Source organism: Clostridium fungisolvens (genome assembly GCF_014193895.1).
In the GTDB taxonomy this organism is placed as follows: Bacteria; Bacillota; Clostridia; order Clostridiales; family Clostridiaceae; genus Clostridium_AR; species Clostridium_AR fungisolvens.
In genome coordinates this window covers 3,795,709-3,821,942 of sequence record NZ_BLZR01000001.1, presented here as the reverse complement: position 1 = coordinate 3,821,942, position 26,234 = coordinate 3,795,709, and the positions used below count along the sequence as shown (strand labels likewise).

Annotated in this window: 19 protein-coding genes, 7 tRNA genes and 2 riboswitches; of the genes, 20 read left to right on the top strand and 6 right to left on the bottom strand. The window is 31.5% G+C overall.

Annotation, left to right across the window (positions count from 1 at the left end; translation table 11 throughout):
* Nucleotides 1-126: 126 nt before the first annotated feature.
* The 8 genes from bsdtw1_RS16820 (at nucleotide 127) to metK (ending at nucleotide 2,391) form a co-directional block, all read left to right on the top strand.
* Nucleotides 127-211: transfer RNA gene (locus bsdtw1_RS16820), tRNA-Tyr, on the top strand.
* Nucleotides 212-230: 19 nt separating this feature from the next.
* Nucleotides 231-306 (top strand) — tRNA-Val (locus bsdtw1_RS16815).
* Between the two features lie 23 nt (nucleotides 307-329).
* Nucleotides 330-404 (top strand) — tRNA-Thr (locus tag bsdtw1_RS16810).
* Nucleotides 405-411: 7 nt separating this feature from the next.
* Nucleotides 412-496 (top strand) — tRNA-Tyr (locus bsdtw1_RS16805).
* Nucleotides 497-516: 20 nt separating this feature from the next.
* Nucleotides 517-592: transfer RNA gene (locus bsdtw1_RS16800), tRNA-Val, on the top strand.
* A gap of 23 nt (nucleotides 593-615) precedes the next feature.
* Nucleotides 616-690: transfer RNA gene (locus bsdtw1_RS16795), tRNA-Thr, on the top strand.
* Between the two features lie 5 nt (nucleotides 691-695).
* Nucleotides 696-780, top strand: a tRNA-Tyr gene (locus bsdtw1_RS16790).
* Between the two features lie 57 nt (nucleotides 781-837).
* A riboswitch (SAM riboswitch) is annotated at nucleotides 838-937 on the top strand.
* Between the two features lie 278 nt (nucleotides 938-1,215).
* Nucleotides 1,216-2,391: a methionine adenosyltransferase gene (gene metK, locus bsdtw1_RS16785; RefSeq protein WP_183278709.1), complete on the top strand. Its 1,176-nt coding sequence runs from the start codon at nucleotides 1,216-1,218 to the stop codon at nucleotides 2,389-2,391.
* A 113-nt stretch (nucleotides 2,392-2,504) separates the two neighbouring features.
* On the opposite strand, the gene nagA is transcribed toward metK, so the two are convergent.
* Nucleotides 2,505-3,650 (bottom strand): N-acetylglucosamine-6-phosphate deacetylase, encoded by a 1,146-nt coding sequence (nagA, locus tag bsdtw1_RS16780; RefSeq protein ID WP_183278708.1) that lies wholly within the window; start codon nucleotides 3,648-3,650, stop codon nucleotides 2,505-2,507.
* A 494-nt stretch (nucleotides 3,651-4,144) separates the two neighbouring features.
* Here nagA and recD2 point away from each other — a divergent pair, with 494 nt between their 5' ends.
* From recD2 to prfB, 6 genes are all read left to right on the top strand, one after another.
* Complete coding sequence (gene recD2, locus bsdtw1_RS16775; RefSeq protein ID WP_183278707.1) at nucleotides 4,145-6,379, top strand: SF1B family DNA helicase RecD2; 2,235 nt, start codon at nucleotides 4,145-4,147, stop codon at nucleotides 6,377-6,379.
* A 13-nt stretch (nucleotides 6,380-6,392) separates the two neighbouring features.
* Nucleotides 6,393-7,421, top strand: coding sequence for a hypothetical protein (locus bsdtw1_RS16770; protein WP_183278706.1), 1,029 nt, complete (start codon nucleotides 6,393-6,395; stop codon nucleotides 7,419-7,421).
* The gene (locus bsdtw1_RS16765) at nucleotides 7,397-8,071 is read left to right on the top strand and encodes a ComF family protein (RefSeq protein WP_183278705.1); all 675 of its coding nucleotides are present in this window, start codon (nucleotides 7,397-7,399) and stop codon (nucleotides 8,069-8,071) included. Before bsdtw1_RS16770 ends, bsdtw1_RS16765 begins: the two co-directional genes overlap by 25 nt.
* A gap of 633 nt (nucleotides 8,072-8,704) precedes the next feature.
* Nucleotides 8,705-9,247: a ribosome hibernation-promoting factor, HPF/YfiA family gene (hpf, locus tag bsdtw1_RS16760; RefSeq protein WP_183278704.1), complete on the top strand. Its 543-nt coding sequence runs from the start codon at nucleotides 8,705-8,707 to the stop codon at nucleotides 9,245-9,247.
* 278 nt (nucleotides 9,248-9,525) lie between these two features.
* Complete coding sequence (secA, locus tag bsdtw1_RS16755; RefSeq protein WP_183278703.1) at nucleotides 9,526-12,036, top strand: preprotein translocase subunit SecA; 2,511 nt, start codon at nucleotides 9,526-9,528, stop codon at nucleotides 12,034-12,036.
* A 231-nt stretch (nucleotides 12,037-12,267) separates the two neighbouring features.
* A protein-coding gene (gene prfB / locus bsdtw1_RS16750; RefSeq protein ID WP_183278702.1) for a peptide chain release factor 2 occupies nucleotides 12,268-13,381 on the top strand; the annotation gives its coding sequence in 2 pieces (ribosomal slippage) (nucleotides 12,268-12,345 and nucleotides 12,347-13,381; 1,113 coding nt in all).
* A 71-nt stretch (nucleotides 13,382-13,452) separates the two neighbouring features.
* Here the strand turns inward: prfB and bsdtw1_RS16745 are convergent.
* Nucleotides 13,453-14,805 (bottom strand): M28 family metallopeptidase, encoded by a 1,353-nt coding sequence (locus bsdtw1_RS16745; RefSeq protein ID WP_183278701.1) that lies wholly within the window; start codon nucleotides 14,803-14,805, stop codon nucleotides 13,453-13,455.
* A gap of 140 nt (nucleotides 14,806-14,945) precedes the next feature.
* Here bsdtw1_RS16745 and bsdtw1_RS16740 point away from each other — a divergent pair, with 140 nt between their 5' ends.
* From bsdtw1_RS16740 to bsdtw1_RS16725, 4 genes are all read left to right on the top strand, one after another.
* Nucleotides 14,946-17,105, top strand: coding sequence for a Tex family protein (locus bsdtw1_RS16740; protein WP_183278700.1), 2,160 nt, complete (start codon nucleotides 14,946-14,948; stop codon nucleotides 17,103-17,105).
* Nucleotides 17,106-17,323: 218 nt separating this feature from the next.
* Nucleotides 17,324-17,438, top strand: a riboswitch (FMN riboswitch).
* A 110-nt stretch (nucleotides 17,439-17,548) separates the two neighbouring features.
* The gene (locus bsdtw1_RS16735; RefSeq protein ID WP_183278699.1) at nucleotides 17,549-18,145 is read left to right on the top strand and encodes an ECF transporter S component; all 597 of its coding nucleotides are present in this window, start codon (nucleotides 17,549-17,551) and stop codon (nucleotides 18,143-18,145) included.
* 374 nt (nucleotides 18,146-18,519) lie between these two features.
* A complete protein-coding gene (locus tag bsdtw1_RS16730; RefSeq protein ID WP_183278698.1) occupies nucleotides 18,520-20,190 on the top strand; it encodes a 2-oxoacid:acceptor oxidoreductase subunit alpha in 1,671 nt (556 codons plus the stop codon).
* A gap of 3 nt (nucleotides 20,191-20,193) precedes the next feature.
* Nucleotides 20,194-21,057: a thiamine pyrophosphate-dependent enzyme gene (locus tag bsdtw1_RS16725; protein WP_183278697.1), complete on the top strand. Its 864-nt coding sequence runs from the start codon at nucleotides 20,194-20,196 to the stop codon at nucleotides 21,055-21,057.
* Between the two features lie 97 nt (nucleotides 21,058-21,154).
* Here the strand turns inward: bsdtw1_RS16725 and rimI are convergent, their stop codons facing one another.
* The 4 genes from rimI to bsdtw1_RS16705 form a co-directional block, all read right to left on the bottom strand.
* Nucleotides 21,155-21,595: a ribosomal protein S18-alanine N-acetyltransferase gene (rimI, locus tag bsdtw1_RS16720; RefSeq protein ID WP_183278696.1), complete on the bottom strand. Its 441-nt coding sequence runs from the start codon at nucleotides 21,593-21,595 to the stop codon at nucleotides 21,155-21,157.
* On the bottom strand, nucleotides 21,595-22,296 hold the full coding sequence (tsaB, locus tag bsdtw1_RS16715) for a tRNA (adenosine(37)-N6)-threonylcarbamoyltransferase complex dimerization subunit type 1 TsaB (RefSeq protein ID WP_183278695.1): 702 nt from the start codon (nucleotides 22,294-22,296) through the stop codon (nucleotides 21,595-21,597). The genes rimI and tsaB overlap by 1 nt, the downstream gene beginning before the upstream one ends.
* Nucleotides 22,293-22,754, bottom strand: a complete 462-nt coding sequence (gene tsaE, locus bsdtw1_RS16710) for a tRNA (adenosine(37)-N6)-threonylcarbamoyltransferase complex ATPase subunit type 1 TsaE (protein ID WP_183278694.1) — start codon at nucleotides 22,752-22,754, stop codon at nucleotides 22,293-22,295. The genes tsaB and tsaE overlap by 4 nt, the downstream gene beginning before the upstream one ends.
* 81 nt (nucleotides 22,755-22,835) lie before the next feature.
* Nucleotides 22,836-24,071: an HD domain-containing phosphohydrolase gene (locus bsdtw1_RS16705; protein ID WP_183278693.1), complete on the bottom strand. Its 1,236-nt coding sequence runs from the start codon at nucleotides 24,069-24,071 to the stop codon at nucleotides 22,836-22,838.
* Nucleotides 24,072-24,211: 140 nt separating this feature from the next.
* On the opposite strand from bsdtw1_RS16705, the gene bsdtw1_RS16700 reads away from it, so the two are divergent.
* Both bsdtw1_RS16700 and bsdtw1_RS16695 read left to right on the top strand, forming a co-directional pair.
* Entirely contained in the window at nucleotides 24,212-25,135 is a 924-nt protein-coding gene (locus bsdtw1_RS16700; protein WP_183278692.1) for a metal ABC transporter substrate-binding protein, read from the top strand.
* 302 nt (nucleotides 25,136-25,437) lie between these two features.
* On the top strand, nucleotides 25,438-26,058 hold the full coding sequence (locus bsdtw1_RS16695) for a CBS domain-containing protein (protein WP_183278691.1): 621 nt from the start codon (nucleotides 25,438-25,440) through the stop codon (nucleotides 26,056-26,058).
* Nucleotides 26,059-26,234 lie beyond the last annotated feature (176 nt).

Below are 26,234 nucleotides of genomic sequence, written 5' to 3'. Positions count from 1 at the left end.
TGAATATGCCTTTAAATTGGGGTTGAAAATAATAAGATAACATTATATACTAATCCTTGTCGATTGGCACCGACAAAACAAAACAGCAAAGATTGAACTTATCGAAAGTTTGGTTAAAGCTTATATGGAGGAGTTCCCGAGTGGCCAAAGGGGGCAGACTGTAAATCTGTTGCAAGTTGCTTCAGTGGTTCGAATCCACTCTCCTCCACCAATTTTAAATAATAAATTAAGGGCGCATAGCTCAGCTGGGAGAGCATCTGCCTTACAAGCAGAGGGTCACAGGTTCGATCCCTGTTGTGCCCACCATTAATTTAAAAAATCAATAATATGCTGGCATGGCTCAACGGTAGAGCAGCTGACTTGTAATCAGCAGGTTGTAGGTTCGATTCCTATTGCCAGCTCCAAAATTAGGGAGGAGTTCCCGAGTGGCCAAAGGGGGCAGACTGTAAATCTGTTGCAAGTTGCTTCAGTGGTTCGAATCCACTCTCCTCCACCAATTTTAAAATAATAAATTAAGGGCGCATAGCTCAGCTGGGAGAGCATCTGCCTTACAAGCAGAGGGTCACAGGTTCGATCCCTGTTGTGCCCACCATTAATTTAAAAAATCAATAATATGCTGGCATGGCTCAACGGTAGAGCAGCTGACTTGTAATCAGCAGGTTGTAGGTTCGATTCCTATTGCCAGCTCCATTTATGGAGGAGTTCCCGAGTGGCCAAAGGGGGCAGACTGTAAATCTGTTGCAAGTTGCTTCAGTGGTTCGAATCCACTCTCCTCCACCAAAAAGACACTTATAGTGGTGTCTTTTTTGTATGAATAAAGATAATTAAATAATGTAACTCTTATCAAGAGAGGTGGAGGGAAAGGGCCCTATGAAACCCGGCAACCGGTGATATACACAATGGTGCCAATTCCTGCAGATAAGCTGCGAGATAAGAGAGATGAAATTATAAATCTCTTCTTTGAAGAGATTTTTTTGCTCTTAAAAATATTTAAAGCATCCATTGTGAAGACTTTAAGGATAAAAGTCTATGATTTTTATTTACACTATTAATAAGAGTAAAAAATATTCACCTGCCAGGTTTGTTGTGATTTGCTTAGAAAGGCAGATGCGTAAAGAAAATCATCGGCAGTAGCCTGAATGATTTTTTAATAACTATAATTTTTTATGAAGGGAGGAATTAACTGTTTTATTTTAGAAGACAGTTAAGTTTTGAATGAAAAGATTATTTACATCAGAATCAGTTACAGAAGGACATCCAGATAAAATCTGTGACCAAGTTTCAGACGGGATATTAGATGCTATATTAGAAAAGGATCCAAATGCTAGAGTTGCATGCGAGACAGCAGTAACTACAGGTATGGTTGTAGTTATGGGGGAAATATCTACTAATTGCTATGTAGATATACCTAAAATCGTAAGACAGACAGTAAGAGAAATAGGCTATGACAGAGCTAAATATGGATTTGACTGCGATACATGTGCAGTACTAACTTCAATAGACGAACAATCAGCTGATATTGCTATGGGAGTTGATGAAGCATTAGAATCAAAAAAAGGTGAAATGGATAAGATTGAAGCAGTAGGTGCTGGAGATCAAGGTATGATGTTTGGATTTGCTACAAACGAAACAGAAGAATATATGCCTATGCCAATAGCTTCAGCTCATAGATTATCAAGAAGATTAAGTGAAGTTAGAAAAAATGGTACTTTAGACTATCTAAGACCAGACGGAAAGACTCAAGTTACAGTTGAATATGAAGACAACAAGCCAGTTAGAATAGATGCAATTGTTGTTTCTACACAACATGGTCCAGAAGTATCTCAAGAGCAAATAGAAAAAGATATAAAAGAACATGTTATAAATGCTGTAATACCAGCAAACCTATTAGATGAAAATACAAAGTACTATATAAATCCTACTGGTAGATTTGTAATAGGTGGACCACAAGGAGATAGTGGTTTAACTGGAAGAAAGATAATAGTTGACACTTATGGTGGATATGGAAGACACGGTGGTGGTGCTTTCTCAGGAAAAGATCCAACTAAGGTTGATAGATCTGCAGCTTATGCAGCAAGATGGGTTGCTAAGAATCTAGTTGCTGCTGGAGTTGCTGATAAACTAGAAATAGAATTAGCTTATGCAATTGGTGTAGCTAAGCCAGTTTCTATAGAAGTAGATACTTTTGGAACTGGAAAAATAGGAGACGATAAGATAGTTGAGATCGTTGGTAAGGTATTTGATTTAAGACCAGGTGCTATAATAAGAGATCTTGATCTTAGAAGACCTATATTTAAGCAAACTGCTGCATATGGTCATTTCGGAAGAACTGACGTAAGCTTACCTTGGGAGCAATTAAATAAGGTTGAAGAAATAAAGAAATATATATAATGAAAAATGCTGCTTTTAAGCAGCATTTTTTTTATTCTTATTTTAGATATTGTTAGTAAATAAGATATATGGACAAACATGTATAGATGTATAGATATGTTTATATAAAAAAATTATCGATTTGAATCAAATACAACTTTTCCATTAACAATAGATAGTCTAATGTTAATATTTTCATCAAATAATACTAAATCTGCATCATAACCTTCTTTAATAAGACCCTTGCTCTCTTCAATTTTGCAATGTTTTGCGGCATTATAAGATGCCATTCTTATTATTTCATACAAATGATAAGTTGAATTGTTCTTAACGTTTCTAACTGCGCTGTCTAGTGTTAGGATAGAGCCAGCTAAAGCACCATTTCTTAATCTAGCAGCACCATTCTTAACTATTACATCCTGACCTCCTAAGGAATAGTCTCCATCAGGCATGCAACATGCCATCATTGCATCAGAAACTAGAAGTACCTTATTTATTCCTTTGATTTTGTAAGCTGATCTAAGCGATGGATATGCGATGTGGATACCATCTGATATAGTCTCAGTAGTAATATCTGTATCAAAGATTGCACCAACAACACCTGGCTCTCTGTGATGAAGTGGAGTCATAGCATTAAATAAGTGAGTAGAGTGAGAGACTCCAGCTTTAATTCCTTCTATTGCCTCAGAATAAGTTGCTTTCGTATGTCCCATTGATACTGCAATGTCATTAGTTTTTAAAAAATTAATAAGTTCTTTAGCTCCATCTACTTCAGGTGCAATAGTTATTGCAGTAACAGTTTCTATATTGTCCCCAACCATGCCCATAAAGTTTTCGATTGTTGGAGCTAAAATGAAATTAGGATTTTGTGCCCCAATCATCTCTGGACTTATAAATGGTCCTTCTAAATGTACACCTAATACATTCGCACCATCAGTTCCATTATTTTTTGCATAGGTTATAGCTTTAATAGATTTATTTATATCTTCTGTTGATACAGTCATGGTAGTTGGTAAGAAGGATGTTGTTCCGTGTTGTACGATGGTTTTTGATATTTCGTTGATAGCTTCATAAGTTCCATCCATAGTATCGTGACCACCAGCTCCATGTATGTGAACATCTATAAATCCAGGGGATAAGTATAGACCCATTGCATCAATTGTCTCGCAATCAATATTGTTTTCTGGGTTTATAGCTTTAATTTTTCCATCTTCAATAAGTAAAGAGCCTTCTTCAATTTTATCGAAGAAAATTATTTTACAGTTTTTTATTAATAACATTAAATCACCTCATATTTATAATAATACTAAATTTAAATTATAGAAACACTATTTAAAAGGGAAATACTTATTTTTTTACTATATAGGAAACTTTGTTGTTTTGCCGTTAAACAATTCTATTAAATTGGATAGCATTTTATATAATGCGACAAAAAACAAACTTAGTTTTAAATTGTATAACATCTTAAATGAAACTGTAGAATTATGTAATAAAAATGAAACTTAAACATATTTTTTATAGTGATTAAAATCATTAACCTTTTATACTGTAAAAGCATACATTTATAGATGAACCGCTTCCTGCTTTAATTTGTATTTTCAAATTCTACTCTCAGAATTCAGAGGAGTTTTGAAAAAAGTTTTCAGATTGAAGTGGTACATCTATAGCAAAACAACAATATTTACAAGTGAAATTATTCTGTAAATATTTAAATACTGTATGTTGTGATATAATCTATAATAGAATATTGTGAAATAAAACTAGGAGAGATAAAATGGAAGTTATAAGAGGCATTGTTGATACAATAGTTTATAAAAATGATGAGAATGGATATGTTGTAGCTAAAATAAAAACAGATAAGACCCTTATAACTATTGTAGGAGTAATCCCTTATATTGGAGAAGGCCAAAATCTAGAACTGAAAGGTGATTGGGTCTTACATCAGCAATTTGGAAGGCAATTTAAGGTTGAAGAATGTGAAGAGATAATACCTAACACAGTAGAAGCTATAGAAAAGTATTTGGCATCAGGCTTAATTTATGGAATAGGTCCAATTACTGCTAAGAAAATTGTCAGCAGGTTCGGTGAAAAAACTTTAGAAATAATGGATAGCGATATTGAACGTCTTGGTGAGATAGAAGGAATAGGAGCGAAAAAACTAGATCTTATAATTGAATCTTATGTATCTCAAAGAGAACTTAAGAACATTATGATCTTCTTTCAAGCCCATGGAGTTACAACAAATCAATGTATAAAGATTTATAAGAGATTTGGAGGAAACTCGATAAATATCGTTAAGGAAAATCCTTATGTTTTATGTGAGGAGATAACTGGAATAGGATTTAAAACATCGGATAAGATTGCAAGATCCCTAGGTATTGAAGTTGACTCACCCTTTAGGATACAGAGCGGTCTTAAATACGTTATTAATGATTTTTGTGCCAATGGTAATACGTTTATGCCTAAAGAGTTGTTAATCAAAGAATCCTCGGAAGTGCTTACAGTAGATAAAAGCGTAATAGAAAAAAATATATATGATAGCTCAATGGATGGCAAGATAAAAATAGATAGAATAAATGATATAGAAGCTGTATTTAATTTATATTATTATTATTGTGAGTTAGGTATAACAAATAGGATACTGACACTAGCAATAAGTAATTTCCAAAATATTAATTTAGATTTAGAATTTGAAATTGATACCTTTGAAAGTAAGAATGATATAAGTTTTGCTAAATCTCAAAAGGATGCAATAGTTGGTGCTTTTACTAATGGAATTGAAATTATCACAGGTGGTCCAGGAACTGGTAAAACAACCATAATAAAATGTATAATAGAAATGTATGAAAAGGCTGGAATGAGGGTGATGCTAGGAGCTCCAACAGGAAGAGCTGCTAAGAGAATGACTGAATCTACCGGCAGAGAAGCTAAAACAATACACAGACTGTTAGAGATGGGGGTAAGTGATGATGAGGATATTTCTATGTTCTCAAAGGATGAAGGCTCTCCTCTAGAGGCAGATGTAGTTATTGTAGATGAAGCTTCTATGATAGACATAGTCCTCATGAATAACCTTTTAAAGGCTATAAAAGTTGGAACAAGAGTTATTATAGTTGGAGATATTGATCAGCTTCCTTCAGTCGGTCCTGGGAATGTTCTTGCAGATCTTATAGAGAGTGAATTTACTAAGGTAGTAAGATTAAAAGAAATATTTAGGCAAGGTAGGGAAAGTTTGATTGTTACTAATGCCCATAGAATAAATGAAGGTGAAATGCCATTGTTAAATGAAAAAGATAAAGATTTTTTCTTTATAAAAGAGTCAGAAATAGATTTAATACTCAGTACCGTTATTGACTTAATAAATACAAGACTGCCTAAGTTTAATAAAAAGTGGGATAAGTTAAAGCAGATTCAAATTTTATCTCCAATGAAGAAGGGTGTACTCGGTATAACAAACTTAAACAATAAGCTTCAGGAAATCCTCAATCCAAAGAGTAAGGATAAGAAAGAAAAACAAATGAAAGATATTATTTTTAGAGTTGGGGATAAAGTAATGCAAACTAAAAATAATTACTCATTGAAATGGACTAGAATAAGCGGATTTGGAGAGAATGAAGGTGTAGGAGTTTTTAACGGTGATATGGGGTTTATTGACTCTATTGATGAAGAAAATAGATCATTAAGTGTCATATTTGAAGATGAAAGAAAAGTGATTTATGATTACATATTTCTTGACGAGCTAGATTTAGCATATGCTATAACAATACATAAAAGTCAAGGAAGTGAATTTCCAGTTGTTATAATACCTTCCTACATGGGTTCACCGCTACTTATGAACAGAAATCTACTTTATACTGGTATAACAAGAGCAAAAGAGTTAGTGGTTGTTGTAGGTGGGATAAAAGCACTTAAATATATGGTTGACAATACTAGAAGTAATGAAAGATATTCTTCATTAAAGTGGAGAATTAAAGATATTATATCTAATGATGCATTTATGTCTGAATAAGTGAGGAGTTAATATGGTTAATATTGAAATGGATAAAAGATATATTGAATTAAATCATACGGTTAATAGAATAAACGATTGGTATGAGAAAGATGAATGTAGACTGTTAAATATAATCACTGTCCCTTATAATACCTCGAGAATATTTAGAGAGCTCATAACAAATATCTTATCTAATAATAAAAAAATACTTTATGTAACTCAAGATGGCAATGTAAATGAAGATATAGTAAAATACCTTAAGTTATCATTTGGGTTTAAAAGCTACTCGATAATAAGAAGTGGAAGTTATCATAGTAATACCTATCTTCATTTTATAAGCTTTGAAAATATTAGATTTATAGAAGAGGATTACGAATTAATTATTTACGATGATATAACTAGTTTCTCTAGACAGGGAAAATTAGAGATACAAAATTCTGTTGATTTTTTATATAAAAGATCAAAAAAGGTTATAGTGTATAGCACGGAAGCTGTGTTTATGAATTGTCCATATATACAGCTTGGAAATTGTTTTAGAATGGCACCTTTTGTTGAACCTAGAATTATAACAACAAGGATTGATTTGAACAAGGATATACCTTATCTTTTATATGATTATTTAAAATGGTTTAAAGACAATAATAGAAAAGTGCTAATTCATACGCCTTCAAAAGAGAAAACGGAAATAGTATATAACTACTACAATGATATACTAAAAGTTTCTTCAAGAATGAAGTTGGTTAAGGTAACAGAGAGTAGTGAATTAAAAACTATAGAAAAATTACATGAAATAAAAGACAAACCTGTTATGGTTATAACTAATCTAATAGTGCAGCAATTTGAGGAATTAGATAATATTGACGTAATAATATATTTTGCTGATGATAAGTTTTTTGATTATAAAAAAATAGTATACCTTTGTGGTAAAGTAGGTAAAGTAAGAGGAGCTCAAGGAGAAGTTATACTTTTAGCAAATGAAGTTTCTACTCACATGGAGTATGCAAAAGATTTAGCGAGGGAGTTTAATAAGGCTGCGTGGGAAAAAGGATTACTGAAATAGTTAAATATATATTAGAGTGCGTGCTGGAAGTGATTTATCCACATTCTAATAAATGTTTATGCTGTGAATTAGATACTGATACTGAATCTATTTGTGATAGATGTTTAAATAATGTAGCTTATATATATGGAGAATATTATTTAGACAAAGAAAATAAAGTTACGTGTCGTAGTGCTGCTTATTATTCAGGTAGCATTAAAGAACTCATAATTAATCTAAAATACTCTGCTGATTTTGAAAGTGCAGAGTTTTTAGCTCAGATTCTTCATAAAAAAATGAAAGAAGAGAATATAAATGGAGATTTAATTACCTACGTTCCTATATCTAAAGCTTCATCTAAAAAGAGAGGATTTAATCAATGTAGGGCTATAGGAAAAGAATTATCAAATCTCAGTGGAATTAGATTGGTTAATGCTTTAAAAAGGTCAAAAGAGGTAAAGGAACAAAAAAGATTAACTATTGATGAGCGAATTGAAAATATGATTGGAGTCTTTGAAACTAAAACGCCTAAAGAGATAGAAAATAAAACTGTCATATTGATAGATGATGTGGTTACTACTGGTTCAACACTTATGAGTTGTAGAGATGCACTTATAAAGGCTGGAGCTGGAGAAGTAATCCTCTTGACTGTTGCAAAAAGTAATATATAATAGATAATAGGGGCTAGGTTTGTGGTTGAAAGTCGATGCCAGTCGCAGGCGAAACGATCCACGTAAGTTGAACAAAAGGTTTAATGAGCATGGTGCGGCTTAGAGGTAAGTCCTGCCAGTAAAACTGAGAGGATGAGTAGTGAGAGGTTGAGTCCGGGTAGCAAAAGTTCCAGCAGGCGAGTGTGGGGTCAAAGACCAGGTCAACTAGCTTTAAAGTAGGTATCAGCATTTATATGTTGATACCTACTTTTATTTTACGTAAAAACTTAATATATAATTATTATAAAAAAAAGTGAATAAAGTACAACAGGTGATAATATAAATATATAATCAAATATAGAACAATAAAAAATGAATAAAATCGAAATAATGTACAAGCATGCGATAATTGGAGAATAACAAAGGAATATAAGATTAAATTGATTAAATTTTCTGTAAATTCAAATAATTATACTTGTTATTATTTAAGTAACTGTGTAAAATAAAATTAACAAATACAACATTAACAAAGGTTAAGAAAAATAAAATTTGTATATAAGCATCTATAATAATAAATATAATCTTATATATAAGTAAATACTTTAAAAAGTAATAAAAAAACATAACCTTTTAATTAAGAGAGGGGCTGACCATATGAAAGTTACAGTATTAGCAAAAAACATAGTATTAACAGATCCTTTAAAGGAAGCGGTGGAGAGGAAAATCTCAAAACTTGAGAAATATTTTACTCCAAATGTGGAAGCCAAAGCGACATTAAGTGTACAAAAAAACAGACAAATAATTGAGGTTACAATTCCTTTTAATGGAGCTATATTAAGAGGAGAAGAAGCTACAGATGACATGTATAAATCAATAGATTTAGTACAAGAAAAAATTGAAAGACAAATAAGAAAGCAAAAAACAAAGCTTTCTAGAAGATATAATAATGCAGAATCAGTAAGATATATTAACTTTGATAATGTGCCTAATGTTGATCCTGAAGATGATGAAGCACAAATAGTTAAGACAAAGAAATTTGGTATTAAACCAATGGGTGCTGAAGAGGCGGTTCTACAAATGGAACTAATAGGACATAACTTCTTCGTTTTCCAAGATGCAGACACTAATCAAGTAAATGTAGTATATAAGAGAAAAGATGGAAATTATGGATTAATAGAACCTGAGTATGAATACTAAAATTAACAATAATATGGGCTGACTGTAATGGTCAGCCCATTAAATATTTGACTATAATATTAGTTATAGTATAAAATGTAGAGAAACTTCCACTATAATAGTAATTTAAATAAGAATTATTATAATAAATAACTAAATGTTTTTAAAATGTTTACAATATTAGCTAGAATATGGTTTAATTTTACTATAAATACCCGTATCAATTATTGAAAAGTTATGTAAATAAGTGATATAATTTAGAGAGTTATGAAAATATACAGAAGTGTGAGGAAAAGAACATGGGGATACTTACTAAGGTTTTTGGGTCTTATAGCGAAAGGGAAGTAAAGAGAATTATTCCTATCGTTGATAAAATAGAAACTTTTGATAGTGCAATGCAAGCATTAACAGATGAGCAGTTAAGAGGAAAAACAGAAGAATTTAAAAATAGATACAAAAATGGAGAAAGTTTAGATAGCTTACTACCAGAAGCTTTTGCAGTAGTTAGAGAAGCATCTTATAGATTACATTCTGAGAAGCACTATAGAGAACAGCTTATAGGAGGGATAGTTCTTCATCAAGGAAGAATTTCAGAAATGAAAACTGGTGAAGGTAAAACTTTATGTGCTACTTTACCTGCGTACTTAAATGCTATCTCGGGAAAAGGTGTTCACATTGTTACAGTCAATGATTATCTTGCAAGAAGAGATATGGAGTGGATGGGAGAAATATATCAATTCTTAGGGCTTACTACAGGGGTAATACTACATGATCTTGACAATGATCAAAGAAGAGCAGCTTATAATGCTGATATAACATATGGAACTAATAATGAGTTTGGATTTGATTATCTAAGAGATAATATGGTTATATACAAAGAGGAAAAGGTTCAGAGAGAATTAAGTTTCGCTATAGTCGACGAAGTTGACTCCATACTTATAGATGAAGCTAGAACTCCACTTATTATATCTGGAGCTGGTGAGAAATCAACTGATTTCTATAAGATAGCGGATTTCTTTGTAAAAAGATTATTTAAGGAAAAGCATTTTACTGTAGATGAAAAAGCTCATTCAGTAATGCTTACTGAAGATGGAATAAAAGAAGCAGAACTTGCTTTTGGTGTTGAGAACTATGCCGACGCTGAAAACATGGAACTACAACATCATATAACTCAAGCTTTGAAAGCAAATTACCTAATGAGATTAGACAAAGATTACATGGTTAAAGATGGAGAAGTAATCATAGTTGATGAATTTACTGGAAGACTTATGGAAGGTAGAAGATACTCTGATGGTTTACACCAAGCTATAGAAGCTAAAGAAGGTGTTAAGGTAGAAAGAGAATCTAAAACTTTGGCAACTATTACATTCCAAAATTACTTTAGAATGTATAAAAAACTTTCAGGTATGACTGGTACTGCATTAACTGAAGAAAATGAATTTAGAGAAATTTATGGATTAGACGTTATTGTCATTCCTACACATAAACCTATAAAGAGATCAGATAATCCGGACGTAGTTTATAAGACAGTTGCAGGTAAGTTTAATGCTATTGCCGAGGAAATACAAGAAACAAATAAAACTGGTCAACCGATACTAGTAGGTACAACAAGTATCGAAAAATCAGAGGCACTTTCTGCACTTCTTAAGAGAAAAGGTGTAAAGCATCAAGTGCTTAATGCAAAATATCATGAGCAAGAAGCAGAGATAGTTACTCATGCTGGTGAAAAGGGTATGGTAACTATAGCTACTAATATGGCTGGTAGAGGTACTGATATCAAGCTTGGAGAAGGTGTAGTTGAGCTTGGAGGTCTTAAAATTATTGGTACAGAAAGACATGAATCAAGAAGAATAGATAACCAGCTTAGAGGACGTTCAGGACGTCAAGGAGATCCAGGAACATCAAGATTTTATATATCATTAGAAGATGACCTTATGAGAATATTTGGTTCAGATAGATTACAAGGTGTAGTAGAAAAACTTGGTTTATCAGATGATGATGCTATTGAAAGTAAGATGGTTTCAAAATCTATAGAAAATGCTCAAAAGAAAGTTGAAGGTAACAACTTTGATGTAAGAAAGACTTTGCTTGGCTATGATGATGTTATGAATAAGCAAAGAGAAGTAATATACAAGCAAAGAGCTCAAGTTCTTGAGGGGGAAACTCTTAGACAACAAGTTCAAGATATGATAAAAGAAGTTGTATATGCTTCTGTTGATTCCCATATATCTGGTGAAGAAGAAACATTTGATGATGAAGTAAAACAATTAATAAGCTATATGGAAGATCTATATATACCACAAGGAATGTTTGAACCTAAGGATTTAGAAGTTTTATCAAATGATGAGATGAAAGAAAAACTTTTAAACTTAGCAAAAGATATATACAGAGAAAAAGAAGAACACTTTGGTGAAGAACAGATGAGAGAAGTTGAAAGAGTTATACTTCTTAGAGTTGTTGATACAAAGTGGATGGATCATATTGATAATATGGACCATTTAAAACAAGGTATAGGACTTAGAGCATATAAGCAACAAGATCCAGTTCAAGCTTACCAATTTGAAGGAAGCAATATGTTTGATGAAATGATCGAAAACATAAAAGTTGATACAGTGAAGCTTTTATTCCATGTTCAAATGGAACATACACCTGAAAGAGAAAGAGTTGTTGAAGAAACAACAACAAATCTTGTTGATGATTCAATAAAGAAACAACCAACAAAAAAGGAAGCAAAGGTTGGAAGAAACGACTTATGCCCTTGTGGAAGTGGTAAGAAGTACAAAAACTGCTGCGGAAGAGAAGTAGTTTAATATTATAAAGACCTATTAAGAAAAAAGGCAGTCGATTAGCATCGGCTGTTTTTTTCTTCTTCTCCTCAAATATATTTAATGCGCTAGTATCTAAATTTAAATATTCCTACAGGAGATGCTATATGAGTGAGTAATTAGAATTAAATGATTTTATACACTTGTTTGATGTTGTAAAATTATTATATAATGATATACTATAACTTAGTTTAATAAAGTAGGGGTGATTTGTATATGATGCTTGAATTAGAAAATCAACTTTTGAAGTTGAGTGAGTTTAAAAATATACTTAAGGAAATGGGGGCTTCACTTTGACATCCCAGAATTAATGAAGAAGTCAAGTGAGCTTGAATTTACAATGCAAGAAAAGGATTTTTGGGAAGATGTTAATAAAGCACAAAGAATAACTCAAGAATCTAAAACTTTAAAAGATAAGATCAGTAGATATGACTCATTATGTGAGAGGATAGACGACATAGAGGTTCTAGCTGAATTGATTGATGAGGATGATCATAGTACTGCAGATGAGATTATAAGTGAAATAAAAAAGTTAGATGATGATATAGATGTATTTAGAATAGAAATTATGCTTTCAGGAGAATACGACAGAAATGATGCTTTGTTGACTTTACACACTGGTGTAGGAGGTACAGATGCAAATGATTGGACTGAGATGCTTCTAAGAATGTATACCAGATGGTGTGAAAAGAAGGGATATAAGCTAGATACCTTAGATTACTTGGCTGGAGATGAAGCTGGTGTGAAGAGTGTTACATTAAGAGTTAAAGGTGAATTTGCTTATGGATATTTGAAAACCGAAAAAGGTATACATAGGCTTGTTAGAATATCGCCATTTAACGCTAATGGAAAAAGACAAACTTCATTTGCTTCGGTAGAAGTACTACCAGAGCTTACAAAAGATCAAGATATAGATATAAATCCAGTTGATTTAAGAGTAGACACCTATAGGTCAAGTGGAGCTGGTGGACAGCATGTTAATAAGACTGAATCTGCGGTAAGAATAACTCATATACCTACAGGTATAGTAGTTCAATGTCAAAATGAAAGAAGTCAACATTCTAATAGAGAAGCTGCTATGAATATGCTTAAATCTAAGCTTATTGAACTTAAGGAAAGAGCTCATAAAGAAAAAATAGAGGATTTAACTGGTGAATTAAAAGACATGGGATGGGGAAGCCAGATAAGAAGTTATGTTTTTCACCCATATTCAATGGTAAAGGACCATAGAACTGGTACTGAAACTTCAAATGTAAATGGTGTTATGGATGGCGATATAGATATGTTTATAACTTCTGTATTAAGAGGAGAAAGTAAGAATATAAACTAAACCAATGAGGAACATTATTTTTATTAATACTTTTAAAGGCAAGTAGTCATTGATGATTACTTGCCTTTAAACTATTCAACTTTAATTCTATTTTTCTTAGGGATTAATAATGATAGAAATAGTACCAAAGAAACACAATAACCTATTATATAGAAATTTTTATTATAAATTTGTAAAATATATTGATTGCTATAGCAATATTTTATGATCTGATTCCAAGTAGCCTTGTAATCCCTTTCAATTGATGTTTTATCTATAAAATCAGAAGTATCATTAGGAGTATGGATTTTTGATAAATCAGAATCACATATTGTAATGCTATCAATTCCAGCACTATTGAAGCTTGCATGATCAGAGGCGTTTTTTGCCTCAGTATTAAAATCAATCTTATTAGATTTACAGTAATCTTGTAAACTGCTGGATGTAATACTTCTATTAGAATTTTCTCCAGTCATTATAGTCATAGGAATGTTTTTTGATCCGCCAATCATGTCAAAGTTTATAGAATTACCATTCTTAAGTAAGTAGTAATTTTCTTCAACAAATGCTTTTGAACCCAATAACCCTAATTCTTCTGCATTGAAAGAAACAAAAAATATATCTCTTTCAGGTGGAAACATAGATGATAAAACACGAGCTAACTCTAACATAAATGACGTTCCAGAAGCATTATCTAAAGCTCCTCTATAAATGTTTCCTGATAGATCTTCACCTAAATGATCATAATGTGAGGATAGTATAAGTGGTGGTAAATTTGAGTTCGTACCTTTAATTACGCCAGCAACATTATAAAGGGCTGTGTCTTCAACTTTATAAGGAATGGAACAATCTATTGTATAGCCTTTTTTATTATAGGTTAGAAGCTCATCATATACCTTTGAACTGATATAAATATACATTTCAGATGATGACTTCGAGATAAATGAGCTTCTAAAGTTGAAATTATCCGTGGAGACTATAAAAATAAAACTTTTATTATCTTGGACAATTTCTATAGCTGAAGGGTATATTCTGAAATCATCATTTGGATTTATTATTACATGGTTTGTCCTATAATTTAAAAAACTATCTTTAAAGTCAACTCCATATTCATAGTTCTTGATGAGGGATTTTTCTTTGTTATACACTCTAAGGAAAGGGCTGCCATCAACTTTTATTGGTGTATTAGCATTGAATGCCTCATAATAATCTTTAGTTAGAGGAGAAAGCTTGTACTTTATAAAAGAATTTTTTATGTATTCTCCTGCCAGTTTATTACCTAAAGTTCCTGGCAATCTTCCTTTCATTGTGTCTGAGGACAGGTACCTTATACTTTCTATAACTTTATTTGAATCGAAATATTGTAATTTATTAGAATACATAAATGAAATGTTAGATAGTAGGATACATATGGTTAATAGTAGTGATATTAAGTTTCTTGTCATATCAAGCTCCTTAAAATTAGTATCGGTTAATTCTATGAGAATAAAAAGAAGGATATTCAATTTAAATATTGAAATAATATAGAAAGACATTAAAAATTAACCAAACATCAAAATAAGACCACGTATTAGGGGAGGTAAATATGAACAACATCAATGTAACTTTAGCTAAGGAGCTTAATATAAGCATAGAACAAGTAGAAAATGTAATAAAACTGCTTGATGAAGGAAATACAGTACCTTTTATATCAAGATATAGAAAAGAAATAACAGGTGGCCTATCTGATGATATATTAAGAAAGTTTTTTGAAAGACTCAACTATTTAAGAAATCTGCTAGATAAAAAAAATGATGTAGTTAGATTAATTGAGGAGCAAGGAAAATTAACAGAAGACCTTAGAAATCAAATAATGAATTCAAATACCTTAACTGAGGTTGAAGATATATATAGACCTTATAAGCCTAAAAAGAGAACAAGAGCTACTATAGCCGTGGAAAAAGGACTAAAACCACTTGCAGAGATTATATTGAAAGGCAATTTTACTGGCAATATATTAGATGAAGCTGGTAGATATATTAGCGAAGATAAGGGAGTCAATTCAACAGATGAGGCTTTACAAGGAGCAATGGATGTTATTAGTGAAATAATATCTGACGATGCTGATTATAGAAAGTGGATAAGAGATCTAGTAAAAAATGAGGGTGTAATTGAAACTAAAGGAAATACATCAGAATCATCACCATATGAGATGTATTATGAATACAAAGAGTCTGTAAAGACTATTCCTTCGCATAGAATATTAGCTATAAATAGAGGAGAGAAGGAAAAGTTTTTATCAGTTAAGGTTTTGATAGATGAAGATAAAATATTGAATTATCTGATGAGAAAAACTTTAAAGAATAATTCTATTACAGATAGATATATTGAACTTTCAGTAAAAGATAGTTTGAAAAGACTTATCTATCCTTCTATAGAAAGAGAAATAAGAAGTGAACTTACAGATATAGGAGAGCAAGGAGCTATAGATATTTTCAAAGCAAATTTAAAAGCGCTGCTCATGCAAGCACCGATAAAGAATAAGATTATTATGGGATATGACCCTGGTTTTAGAACTGGTTGCAAAATAGCTATACTTGATGATACTGGAAAGTTCTTAGATAAAGCTACAGTTTTCCCAACAGTGCCTAGAAATGATGTAGAGGGAACAATAAAAGTTTTGAAAGGGCTTATTTATAAATATAACGTAGAGGTGATATCGCTAGGAAATGGTACTGCATCTAGAGAATCTGAGGAAGTAATAGCAAAACTTATAGCTGAAGTTAAGAAAGAAACAGGGAAAGAGATGTTTTATGTTATAGTTTCTGAAGCTGGCGCATCAGTATATTCTGCATCTGAACTTGCAGCTAAAGAATATCCTGATTTAGACGTTACAGTTAGAGGGGCTATATCTATAGGTAGAAGATTACAAGATCCGCTAGCAGAGCTTGTAAAGATTGATCCTAAAGCTATAGGGGTAGGTCAGTATCAGCATGATGTTACTCAAAAAAAATTAGATGAATCTCTTACTGGAATTGTTGAAGATTGTGTTAATAATGTAGGCGTAGATTTAAATATTGCAACTCCGTCATTATTAAGTTATATATCTGGAATAAATCCATCTATAGCAAATAATATTGTAGCTTTTAGAGAAGAGAATGGAAAATTCACAAGTAGAAAGCAGCTTCTAAAAGTTAAAAGATTGGGGCAAAAAGCCTATGAACAATGTGCTGGTTTCTTAAGAGTTATGGAAAGTAAAGAACCGTTAGATAATACTTCGGTACATCCTGAATCATATGAAGTAGCAAGAAAGCTTATTGAAAGACTTGGTTATAGTAATGATGATTTAAGAAATGGTAATTTAAGAGACATAGATGAAAAGCTAAATGAATTCAACTTAGTAGAGATAGCAAAAGAATTATCAGTTGGATTGCCTACCCTTAAGGATATAGTAAAAGAAATAAAGAAGCCAGGTAGAGATCCTAGAGAAGAGTTACCTAAGCCAATATTCAAGTCTGGAGTGATAGATATAAAAGATTTAAAACCAGGTATGATGCTTATGGGAACAGTTAGAAATGTATCAGACTTTGGTGCATTTGTAGATATAGGTGTGCATCAAGATGGATTAGTCCATAAAAGTCAAATGGCAGATAGATTTGTAAAACATCCATTAGATGTTGTTAAAGTAGGAGATGTAGTAGAAGTAAGGATTTTAGAAGTTGATGAGAAGAGAAAGAGGATTTCCTTATCGATGAAGAAAGAATAAGGTAAAGATTTTCATAAAACTACATTCTGTTTAGTAACGAACATTAATATTTGTAAGACAAAGCGCTATATTTCTTAAAATATAGCGCTTTAATTATAAAATCAAAACAAACATAATAGTATATCATGAAATTGTATACAAAACATTTTTTAAAATTTTTCTATAAAATATATTGTCAAAATAAAAACAAAGTTATATAATAAATACATAAAAATTAATATTATCTTCAGGGCGGGGCGTAATTCCCCACCGGCGGTAAAGCCCGCGAGCCGAGAGGCATGATTCGGTTAAATTCCGAAGCCGACAGTAAAGTCTGGATGAAAGAAGGTAAAAGAGTAAAATTAGTCTATTTCGCCCTGGTGACTTTTATTTCATCAGGGTTTTTTATTTTGATTGATTTTATTCTTGAGCCCCAGAGGATATAACTTTTGGGAGGGTTTACTATGAAACAAGCAAATGTAACTACATCAAAATTGAATGTGCAGATAAAAATTGCACTTCTAGGAACTATTGCATTCTTACTAATGTTTTTGGAATTTCCGATATTACCAGCAGCACCATTTCTAAAGTTGGATCTTAGTGATTTGCCAGCATTATTAGGAACTTTTGCATTGGGACCAGTAGCAGGTATTATAATTGAGGCTATAAAAAATATTCTTGTAATAGTGATAAAAGGCAGTACTAGTGCTATGATAGGAGAATTAGCTAACTTTGTAATAGGAGCAGTATGGGTAATTGTTGCAGGCTTTATTTATAAGAGGAATAGAACTATAAAAGGTGCTATAATAGGATTGTCCTTAGGAACAATTGCATTAACTATAGCTGGCCTTTTAGGTAATTACTATGTATTTTTACCATTGTACAATAAAATTGTACCTTCATTAAGTCCTGAAATCATAAATTACCTTGTGACTATAATTCTTCCTTTTAATCTAATAAAGGGAGTAGTGGTATCTATAGTTACTTTAGTATTATATAAGAGAGTATCAACAATTTTATTTAATGAAACAGCTTTAAATGCTAGGAAGATAGCTAATTAATAAAATAATATTTTAAATATAAAGAAACAGAATGATAAAAAAATATCATTCTGTTTCTTTTTTTATTAGAGAAAGAAAATATAAATACTGACATATTAGATACGTGAATTAGAATAGATTTTAGAGTGTGTTATAAATATGGAGGAGTATATTGGCTAGTATAGTAGATGGATAAATAGGTAAATAAACATTAATAAGTAATAATTTAATAACGTAAGAAAATTAAAGAATAATGAAAGTATTTGCTTTTAAAAAGAGATGATAATTAATTTTAATTGATAATGATTATTTACAAATAATCAGATTGGGTCTATTATTAAATCAGACAGAAACAATCGGAATTGAAAGATTGTTTTATAAGAGAGGTGTTTTAATTGAAGCTTAATATACTAATTGGAGGAAGCGCTGGACAAGGAATGGATACAGTTAGCGTGTTCCTTGAAAAAGCTCTGAAAAAAGGTGGATTTTATGTTTTCTCAAATAAAGACTATATGTCTAGAGTAAGAGGTGGACATAACTTTACGCAAATAAGATTCGGAGATGAACCAATATACTCACATGATGCAAAATTGGATTTGATACTTGCATTAGATAGAGATACAGTAGAAATTCATAAGGATAAATTAAATGAAAATGGAATAATAATAGCTGATGAAGCTATACAGTATGATGATAAAAGATTAGTTAGACTTCCGTTACTAAAGACTGCTAAGGATGTAGGGTTGTCAAAGGCTTTTACTTTTGTTGCGGCAGGAGCAATCCTAAAGCATTTTGGTGTAAAAGGAAATTTTGAAGAATTTATAGCTAAAAAGCTTGCTGAACCTATAAGAAATAAAAATATAGAAGCCTTCAAAAAGGGTAGAGATTTAGTGGATGAGAGATTTGATATCGTAGGTAAAGATATGTCTAATCATCTAATCATAAACGGAAATGATGCAATTGGATTAGGTGCATTAATTGGTGGTCTATCTTTCTATTCAGCATATCCTATGACTCCAGCTACAAGTGTAATGACATATCTTTCAAAAAAATCATTGGAAGCTGGTATAGTAGTGGAGCAGGCTGAAGATGAAATAAGTGCAATAAATATGGCTATTGGAGCATCATATGCAGGAGCCAGAGCTATGACTGGTTCATCTGGTGGGGGAGTAGCATTAATGGTTGAGGCATTTGGTTTAGCTGGGATAACTGAAACACCATTAGTAGTAATTGACTCACAAAGACCAGGACCAGCAACAGGGCTGCCAACAAGAACAGAACAAAGCGATTTAAGCTTTTTATTAACTGCATCCCAAGGAGAATTTCCGAGAGTGGTTCTAAGTGTAAGAAATGCTGAGGATGCATTCTATCAAACTTTTAGAGCATTAAATATAGCAGATAAGTATCAAACTTTAGTAATACTATTAACAGATCAATATCTTGCAGATTCTAATGTAACAATACCTAGATTTGCTCTTGAAGATTTAAAAATTGAAAGACATATTTGGGATGGCGTTGGATTAGATGAAGAATATAAACGATATAAAATAACTGAATCAGGAATTTCACCAAGACTAATACCTGGTCAGGTTAAAGGTCAAGTGGTACTAGTGGATAGTGATGAACATACTGAGTACTCACATATAACAGAAGAAGCTGATGTAAGAAATGCTCAGATGGAAAAAAGAATGAGGAAACTTGACTTGCTAATAAAAGAAGATCTACAAGAGCCGGATTATTTTGGTGTAGAAGATATAGATGTACTCTTAGTAGGTTGGGGATCAACTTATGGAGCTATTAAAGAAGCAATTGAAGTACTAAACAATTCTGGAGTTAAGGTTGGAGCACTTTCATTTGGAGATATATATCCTTTACCAGAGAAACTTTTGAAAAAATACAGTAATAAAGCTAAAAAAGTAATAAATGTTGAGCAAAACTTTACAGGCCAATTAGGTAAACTTATAACACAAGAAACAGGAATATTAATGGATGATAGTATTTTGAAATATGATGGACGTCAGATAACTTCAGATGAAATAGTTTCAAGACTATCTGGGGAGGTATAGGATATGATAGAGTTAAAATTATATCAAAGTAATGATGAAAATACATGGTGTCCAGGTTGTGGCAATTTTTCTATACTAGATGGTATAAAAGAAGCGGTGGCTGAACTTAATATAGCTCCAGAAAAACTAATGATGGTTTCTGGTATTGGGCAAGCTGCAAAAACTCCACATTATATAAGAGCAAATGGATTCAATGGGCTTCATGGTAGAGCGCTTCCTCCAGCACAAGCTATAAAAATGGTTAATCCAGAGTTAAAGGTTATAGTTACTTCTGGTGATGGAGATGCTTATGGAGAAGGTGGAAACCACTTTATTCATAATATAAGAAGAAATCTAGATTTTGTTCAATTGGTTCATGATAATCAAATATATGGCCTTACAAAGGGGCAAGGATCTCCAACAACTGCAAGAGGACAAAAAACTTCTATGCAATTTGAAGGAGTAATATCTGAACCGCTAAATCCTCTGGCTTTAGCGATTTCAGCTGGTGCTACCTTTGTTGCAAGAAGTTTTTCTGGAGATAAAGAACACTTAAAGAATATGATCAAGGCAGCTGTAAATCACAAGGGATATGCACTAATTGATATAATGCAACCTTGTGTAAGCTTTAATAAAATAAATACTTTTAAGTGGTATAAGGATAGAGTTTATTACTTAGATGAAAACTATGATTCAAGTGATAAAGGTGCAGCAATAATTAAAGCTATGGAATTTGGAGATGGAGGGATACCTTTAGGGATACTTTATAAGGAAGAAGGTAAACCTACATTCCATGATCTACACCCAGTACTAAGTGCAGGGAATGTAATGGTTGATAGAAAATGGGCTCCAAAAGATGGAGAAAAGTTTGTAGAAGAATTTATGTAATATTAGATATATAAAAATAAGACCTATAATTAATATATTTTATTAATTATAGGTCTTTCATTATTGGTAGAAGAAAGTTAGTTTACCGATTTCTTTATTACCATCTTTTCCACATAAGAAGAGCGTCTTCGCCATTATCTTCATAGTATTTCTTTCTTATACCTTCTTCCACAAAACCATATTTTGAATAAAGTTTTTGAGCGGCAGTGTTTGACACTCTTACTTCTAAAGTCATAGCTATTACTTTTTTATGGTTGCATGTGGTTATCATTTCGTGTAATATCTTGTCACCAACACCTCGATTTCTATAATCAGGGTGAACTGCTATATTGGTTATGTGGCCTTCATCGATTATTATCCACATTCCACCATAACCGATTACTTGGTTATCAAGTTTAGCAACAAGATATGTTGCAAAGCTATTTTCGAGTTCCTGTTCGAAGGATCTACGACTCCAAGGGTGTGGGAAAGAAAGTTTGCTGATTTCTAGCACAGAATCAATATCGTCTAAATTCATAGATTCTATTTTTGTATCCATCAATTTAACCCCATCTTTATATCGTATTCTCTTTCGGCCTGTGATTTTCTAAGATAAAATGGAGCGGTGTCTTTTTCGTCACAAATACCTTGCTCTAGGAGATTTATTCCCAATAATCCTAAAGTAGAAGCTCTAGCATAATTAAGGTGAGGAGGTGCAAATACCGCATTAGCGAGGGATGTTTTTAAAGTTTCAAGATGCTTCTCAGTTCCATCACCTACAAATATAACAGAATCAGATTCTTCCTTAAATCTATTTATAAGCTCATCAATAGATAGAATCATATAATCAGTCAATCTTTCTAAGTTTCCTGAAACATTTTTATATAAAGCAGTATATACGTTTCCTCTTAAAGCGTCCATGATCGGACATATTATTCCGTTATGAGTAATTACATTATATGCAAGTCCATCTAAATTAGAAATAGATAGTGTAGGCTTTTTACTTCCTAAACTTAGCCCTTTAATTGTTGCCATACCTATTCTAAGTCCAGTAAAGGAACCAGGTCCTTTAGAAACTACATATCCATCAATGTCATTGATACTTAAATTACTAAGCTTTAGGGCTGAATCGATCATGGTCATAAGTATTTCAGAATGCTGTTTTTTATCTGTTATGTTTATTTCACTTACTACCGAACTGTTTGAAACCAAAGCTACAGTAGCACTGCTTGAAGACGAATCTATTGAAAGAACTATCATATACTTAACTCCTTAAGATAATCATATCTATTTCCGAAATATTTTATTGTTACTTTTCTTGAGCTGTCTTCCTTATCAGGAAGTTTTTCTAATTTTATATGAACAAACTGATTAGGGATAAGTTCTTCTATGTAATTGGCCCATTCTATAACACTTACGCCATTTCCAAATATATATTCATCAAATCCTATTTCATATATTTCATCAGGATCTGATACTCTATATACATCAAAATGAAATAAAGATAGTCTGCCACTATGGTACTCATTAACAATGTTAAAAGTAGGGCTAGTTATGTGTTCTTGAACATTAAGACCTTCAGCTATACCTTTAGTTATATGAGTCTTTCCTGTACCTAAGTCACCGGTAAGACAAAAGATATCACCTGGATTACACATAGAACCTATTTTTTTTCCGAGCTCAATAGTATTATCAACAGAATTAATTATAAATTCCATAATAATCTCCTTTCGAGAATAAAACCTTTTACTTTTATTATTCTAACCAATAATTTATAAAAAGAAAAGGTAATCTAACGATTACCCAAGAGCATTTTTTAAATTTTCTACTGCGATCTTGCATATTGATCCATCTTCAACCATAGTATCAAGGATGCAAAATGCCATATCTTTATTCATTCCTTTACGGTAAGGTCTGTCTTCAGTAAGAGCTTGATATATATCGCAAACTGCCATGACCCTACATTCTTCGGATAGTAAATCACCGCTTATCCCTCTAGGATAGCCGTTTCCATTTAGTTTTTCATGGTGATTAGAAGCCCAATTACTTATCTCCTCTATACCATCCATTGAATCTAATATCAATCTAGTAAAATAAGCATGAGATTTTATTCTTGAAAATTCGTCACCATCCAGTGGGCCGTTCTTGTCTAAAATTTTTGATGGTATAGCAAGCTTTCCGATATCGTGAAAAAGCCCAGCAAGCTTCATTTTTAGGCATTTTTCATCATCATACCCAATATGCTTAGAAACCATATATGCAAGTTCAGCAATACCACGTGAGTGCATAGCGGTAAATTCACTTTTAGCGTCTATCATATCAGCAAATATTTCACCTATGTTTATTAATTCCTGCATGTTTAGCTTTATGTCTATAGGTGGAATTAGATGTTTTATGACCAAATCTAGATATCTATTGTTTTCAAGGTTTAACCAAAATTCATCAGCAGAACTAATTTTAAGAAAGGCTTCGTAGATATGCTGTGAAAAAATTCTGTTAACATTATCTGAAATTAAGCCTTTTATTTTGTCCTTTTGTTCAAAATATGGAGCGTGGGTATTGTACTCTGAGTCTATTATATCACTCATTCTAAGTATCTGACTAATTATGGGTATCTCAGTTTCTTTTTTCTGAAAGACTCCATTTCCATCCCAGTGCTCGTGATGATAAAGTATTGCGTCGGAAAGGTAACATATCTTTGGGATATGTTTTACTATATTTGAACCTTCTAGACAATGAATACCTATTATTTCATCAACTGAATAATTTTTATATAATACATTTCCATAGCCTATGTCATGTAACAATGAACACATATATAGATCTTTATAAGTATCTTCGTCTAGCTGCAAGGCATTTCCAAGTTCTAAAGCTATATATGCAGCTCGCTTTGAATGATATGTATAATCATCAAATACGATGTCTTGGATTGTTACCCCATTTAAGTTCTCTCTAACAACCTTTTCAACGGACTTCTCCGCTAGAGATACTGTTATTGATAAAGCAGGTATTATAGTATCGATTGAAACTTGCATAATGCTTACCTCGTTAAGAAAAATGTCGAATATTATTTTATCATAATTTGACAATAATGTCATTAAGAAAGTAACATTAATATTTGAATTTATATTAAATTAGATATAAAATAAAGAATAGATAAAAGTGAGGTGGCGTAATGAAAAAATTTGATATGAAAAAGTTCACTTTTGTATTGATAGGTATCAATATAATTTTTTTCATATTTATAAGCACATATTATAAGCCAAAGGTAGTTAATACAATAAATGATGATGTAGAACAACGGGATACATATTTAAACATAATAACTACAAATAAGTTTATTTATTCTGCAACTAAACAACTGGTAAAAGATAAACACAATGTAACATACATGTTTAATAATAACTTTGACAGTCTAAACTTTAAGTTTACAAATGATTCTTTGGATAATGTTTCAAAATATGATCTGCTTTTATATATGGGATCTAGTTCTGAGCCTTGGATAAATGATTTTATAGATGGTTTAAAAAAAGGAAAAGTAGGTATTGTTAATCTTTCTAGAGGAACTAAAACATTGAACTATATAAAGTCTCAGAATATAGCAGGGTATGATATAAAAATAAATCCTTATTATTGGTTAAGTCCTGACGAATATAAAATTATGCTTTATAACATAAAAAGTTCAATTCAAGATAAAGATCCGAAAAACAGGGATTTCTATGAAGAGAATTACGAAGAGATGATATCAGAACTAGATAAAGATAGTAAAGATGTGAAGGATTCCATAAGTGCTCTAAATGGATATACTATATATACAACAGATGAAGACTTAGATTATCTTACTAAGTATTTAGGCGTCGATGTTATAAAACTCACGGATTTAACTAAAATTGATGATTATAAAAAAATGCTTGGGGAATCAGCAAGTAAAACTTTAATATTATATAGTGATCAGGCTAAATTTAATGAGTTTATCAGTAAGATAAATGGAGCATCCTATTATCAAATGCAGATTAAGATACCTCAATATGATGATCAATATAGATATTATTTAGAAAATATAAGTCTAAAATTTAAGGGATTAAATAAAAAGTTATAAGTATTTTTATATATTTATAACTTTTTTTATTGTCTATTATTGAACAAGTATTATTTATGAAGCTGTGATGAATTATTTATAATTTAAGAAGAATAATAGTAAAGTTTATAAAATTATTAGTGAATTTGGATAATGTTTTTCCAATAGGTGATGATAAATTTTATGGATTACTTATAAAACTCGGCATAATATAATAAAATGAAAGAATTTTTTTAATTATTGGATAATTTTTAAAAATCATATATAATTACCGTAATAAATGGCTTATAATATATATATAAGGAAATCGAGGGGGAGAGACTATGCTAGTAAAAACTATAATATTGCCAAAAAAAGATTTAATAACAGTCACATCTGATACAACAATAGGAAGAGCCTTAGAGATAATGGATCAAAATAAATTTTTATCAATTCCTGTTGTTGATGGAGAATATTTTAAAGGATCAATAGCACAAGACATTATTTATAAGTTTTATTTTGAAAAAGGTGCTGATAAGAAGAGTTTATTGGAAGACTTCTCAGTATCTCACCTACTAACAAAAAGCATACCTAAGATAAATCTTTATGAAGAAGTTGAGAAAGCAGTAGGATTACTAGAAGAAACTCATGTTTCCTTTGTCGCAGTTGTTGATGAGTTTGATAAGTTTGTAGGTATTTTAACTCATCATGCCGTGTTTGAACAGTATACTAATGTATTTGGACTTAACAAAGGTGAAAGAATGGCAGTTACTGCTTATGATGTTCCTGGACAAATATCAAGGTTATCAAAAATACTTACAGAAAATCAAGCTGATATAATCAGTTTTGTTGTAATAGATCCAAAAAGTGTTACAGATGTAAGAGAAATAGTTGTAAGAATGAAGACTAAGAATTTAGAGATAATTAAAGAAAAAGTTAAGGCTGCAGGGTTTAAGGTAGTCTAGTAGATGATTTGGTTCTTCTGATTTTAAATCTAATCAAATGATCTTAGAGTGTAGTATAGAATCTTAAATATATATTATAGTGTAAATCGAAAATTTAAATATAACTTTTTCTTAAAAGGTATCTTATAATCACATATGTTATTATAAGATACCTTTTTAAAATATAAATTTAATTA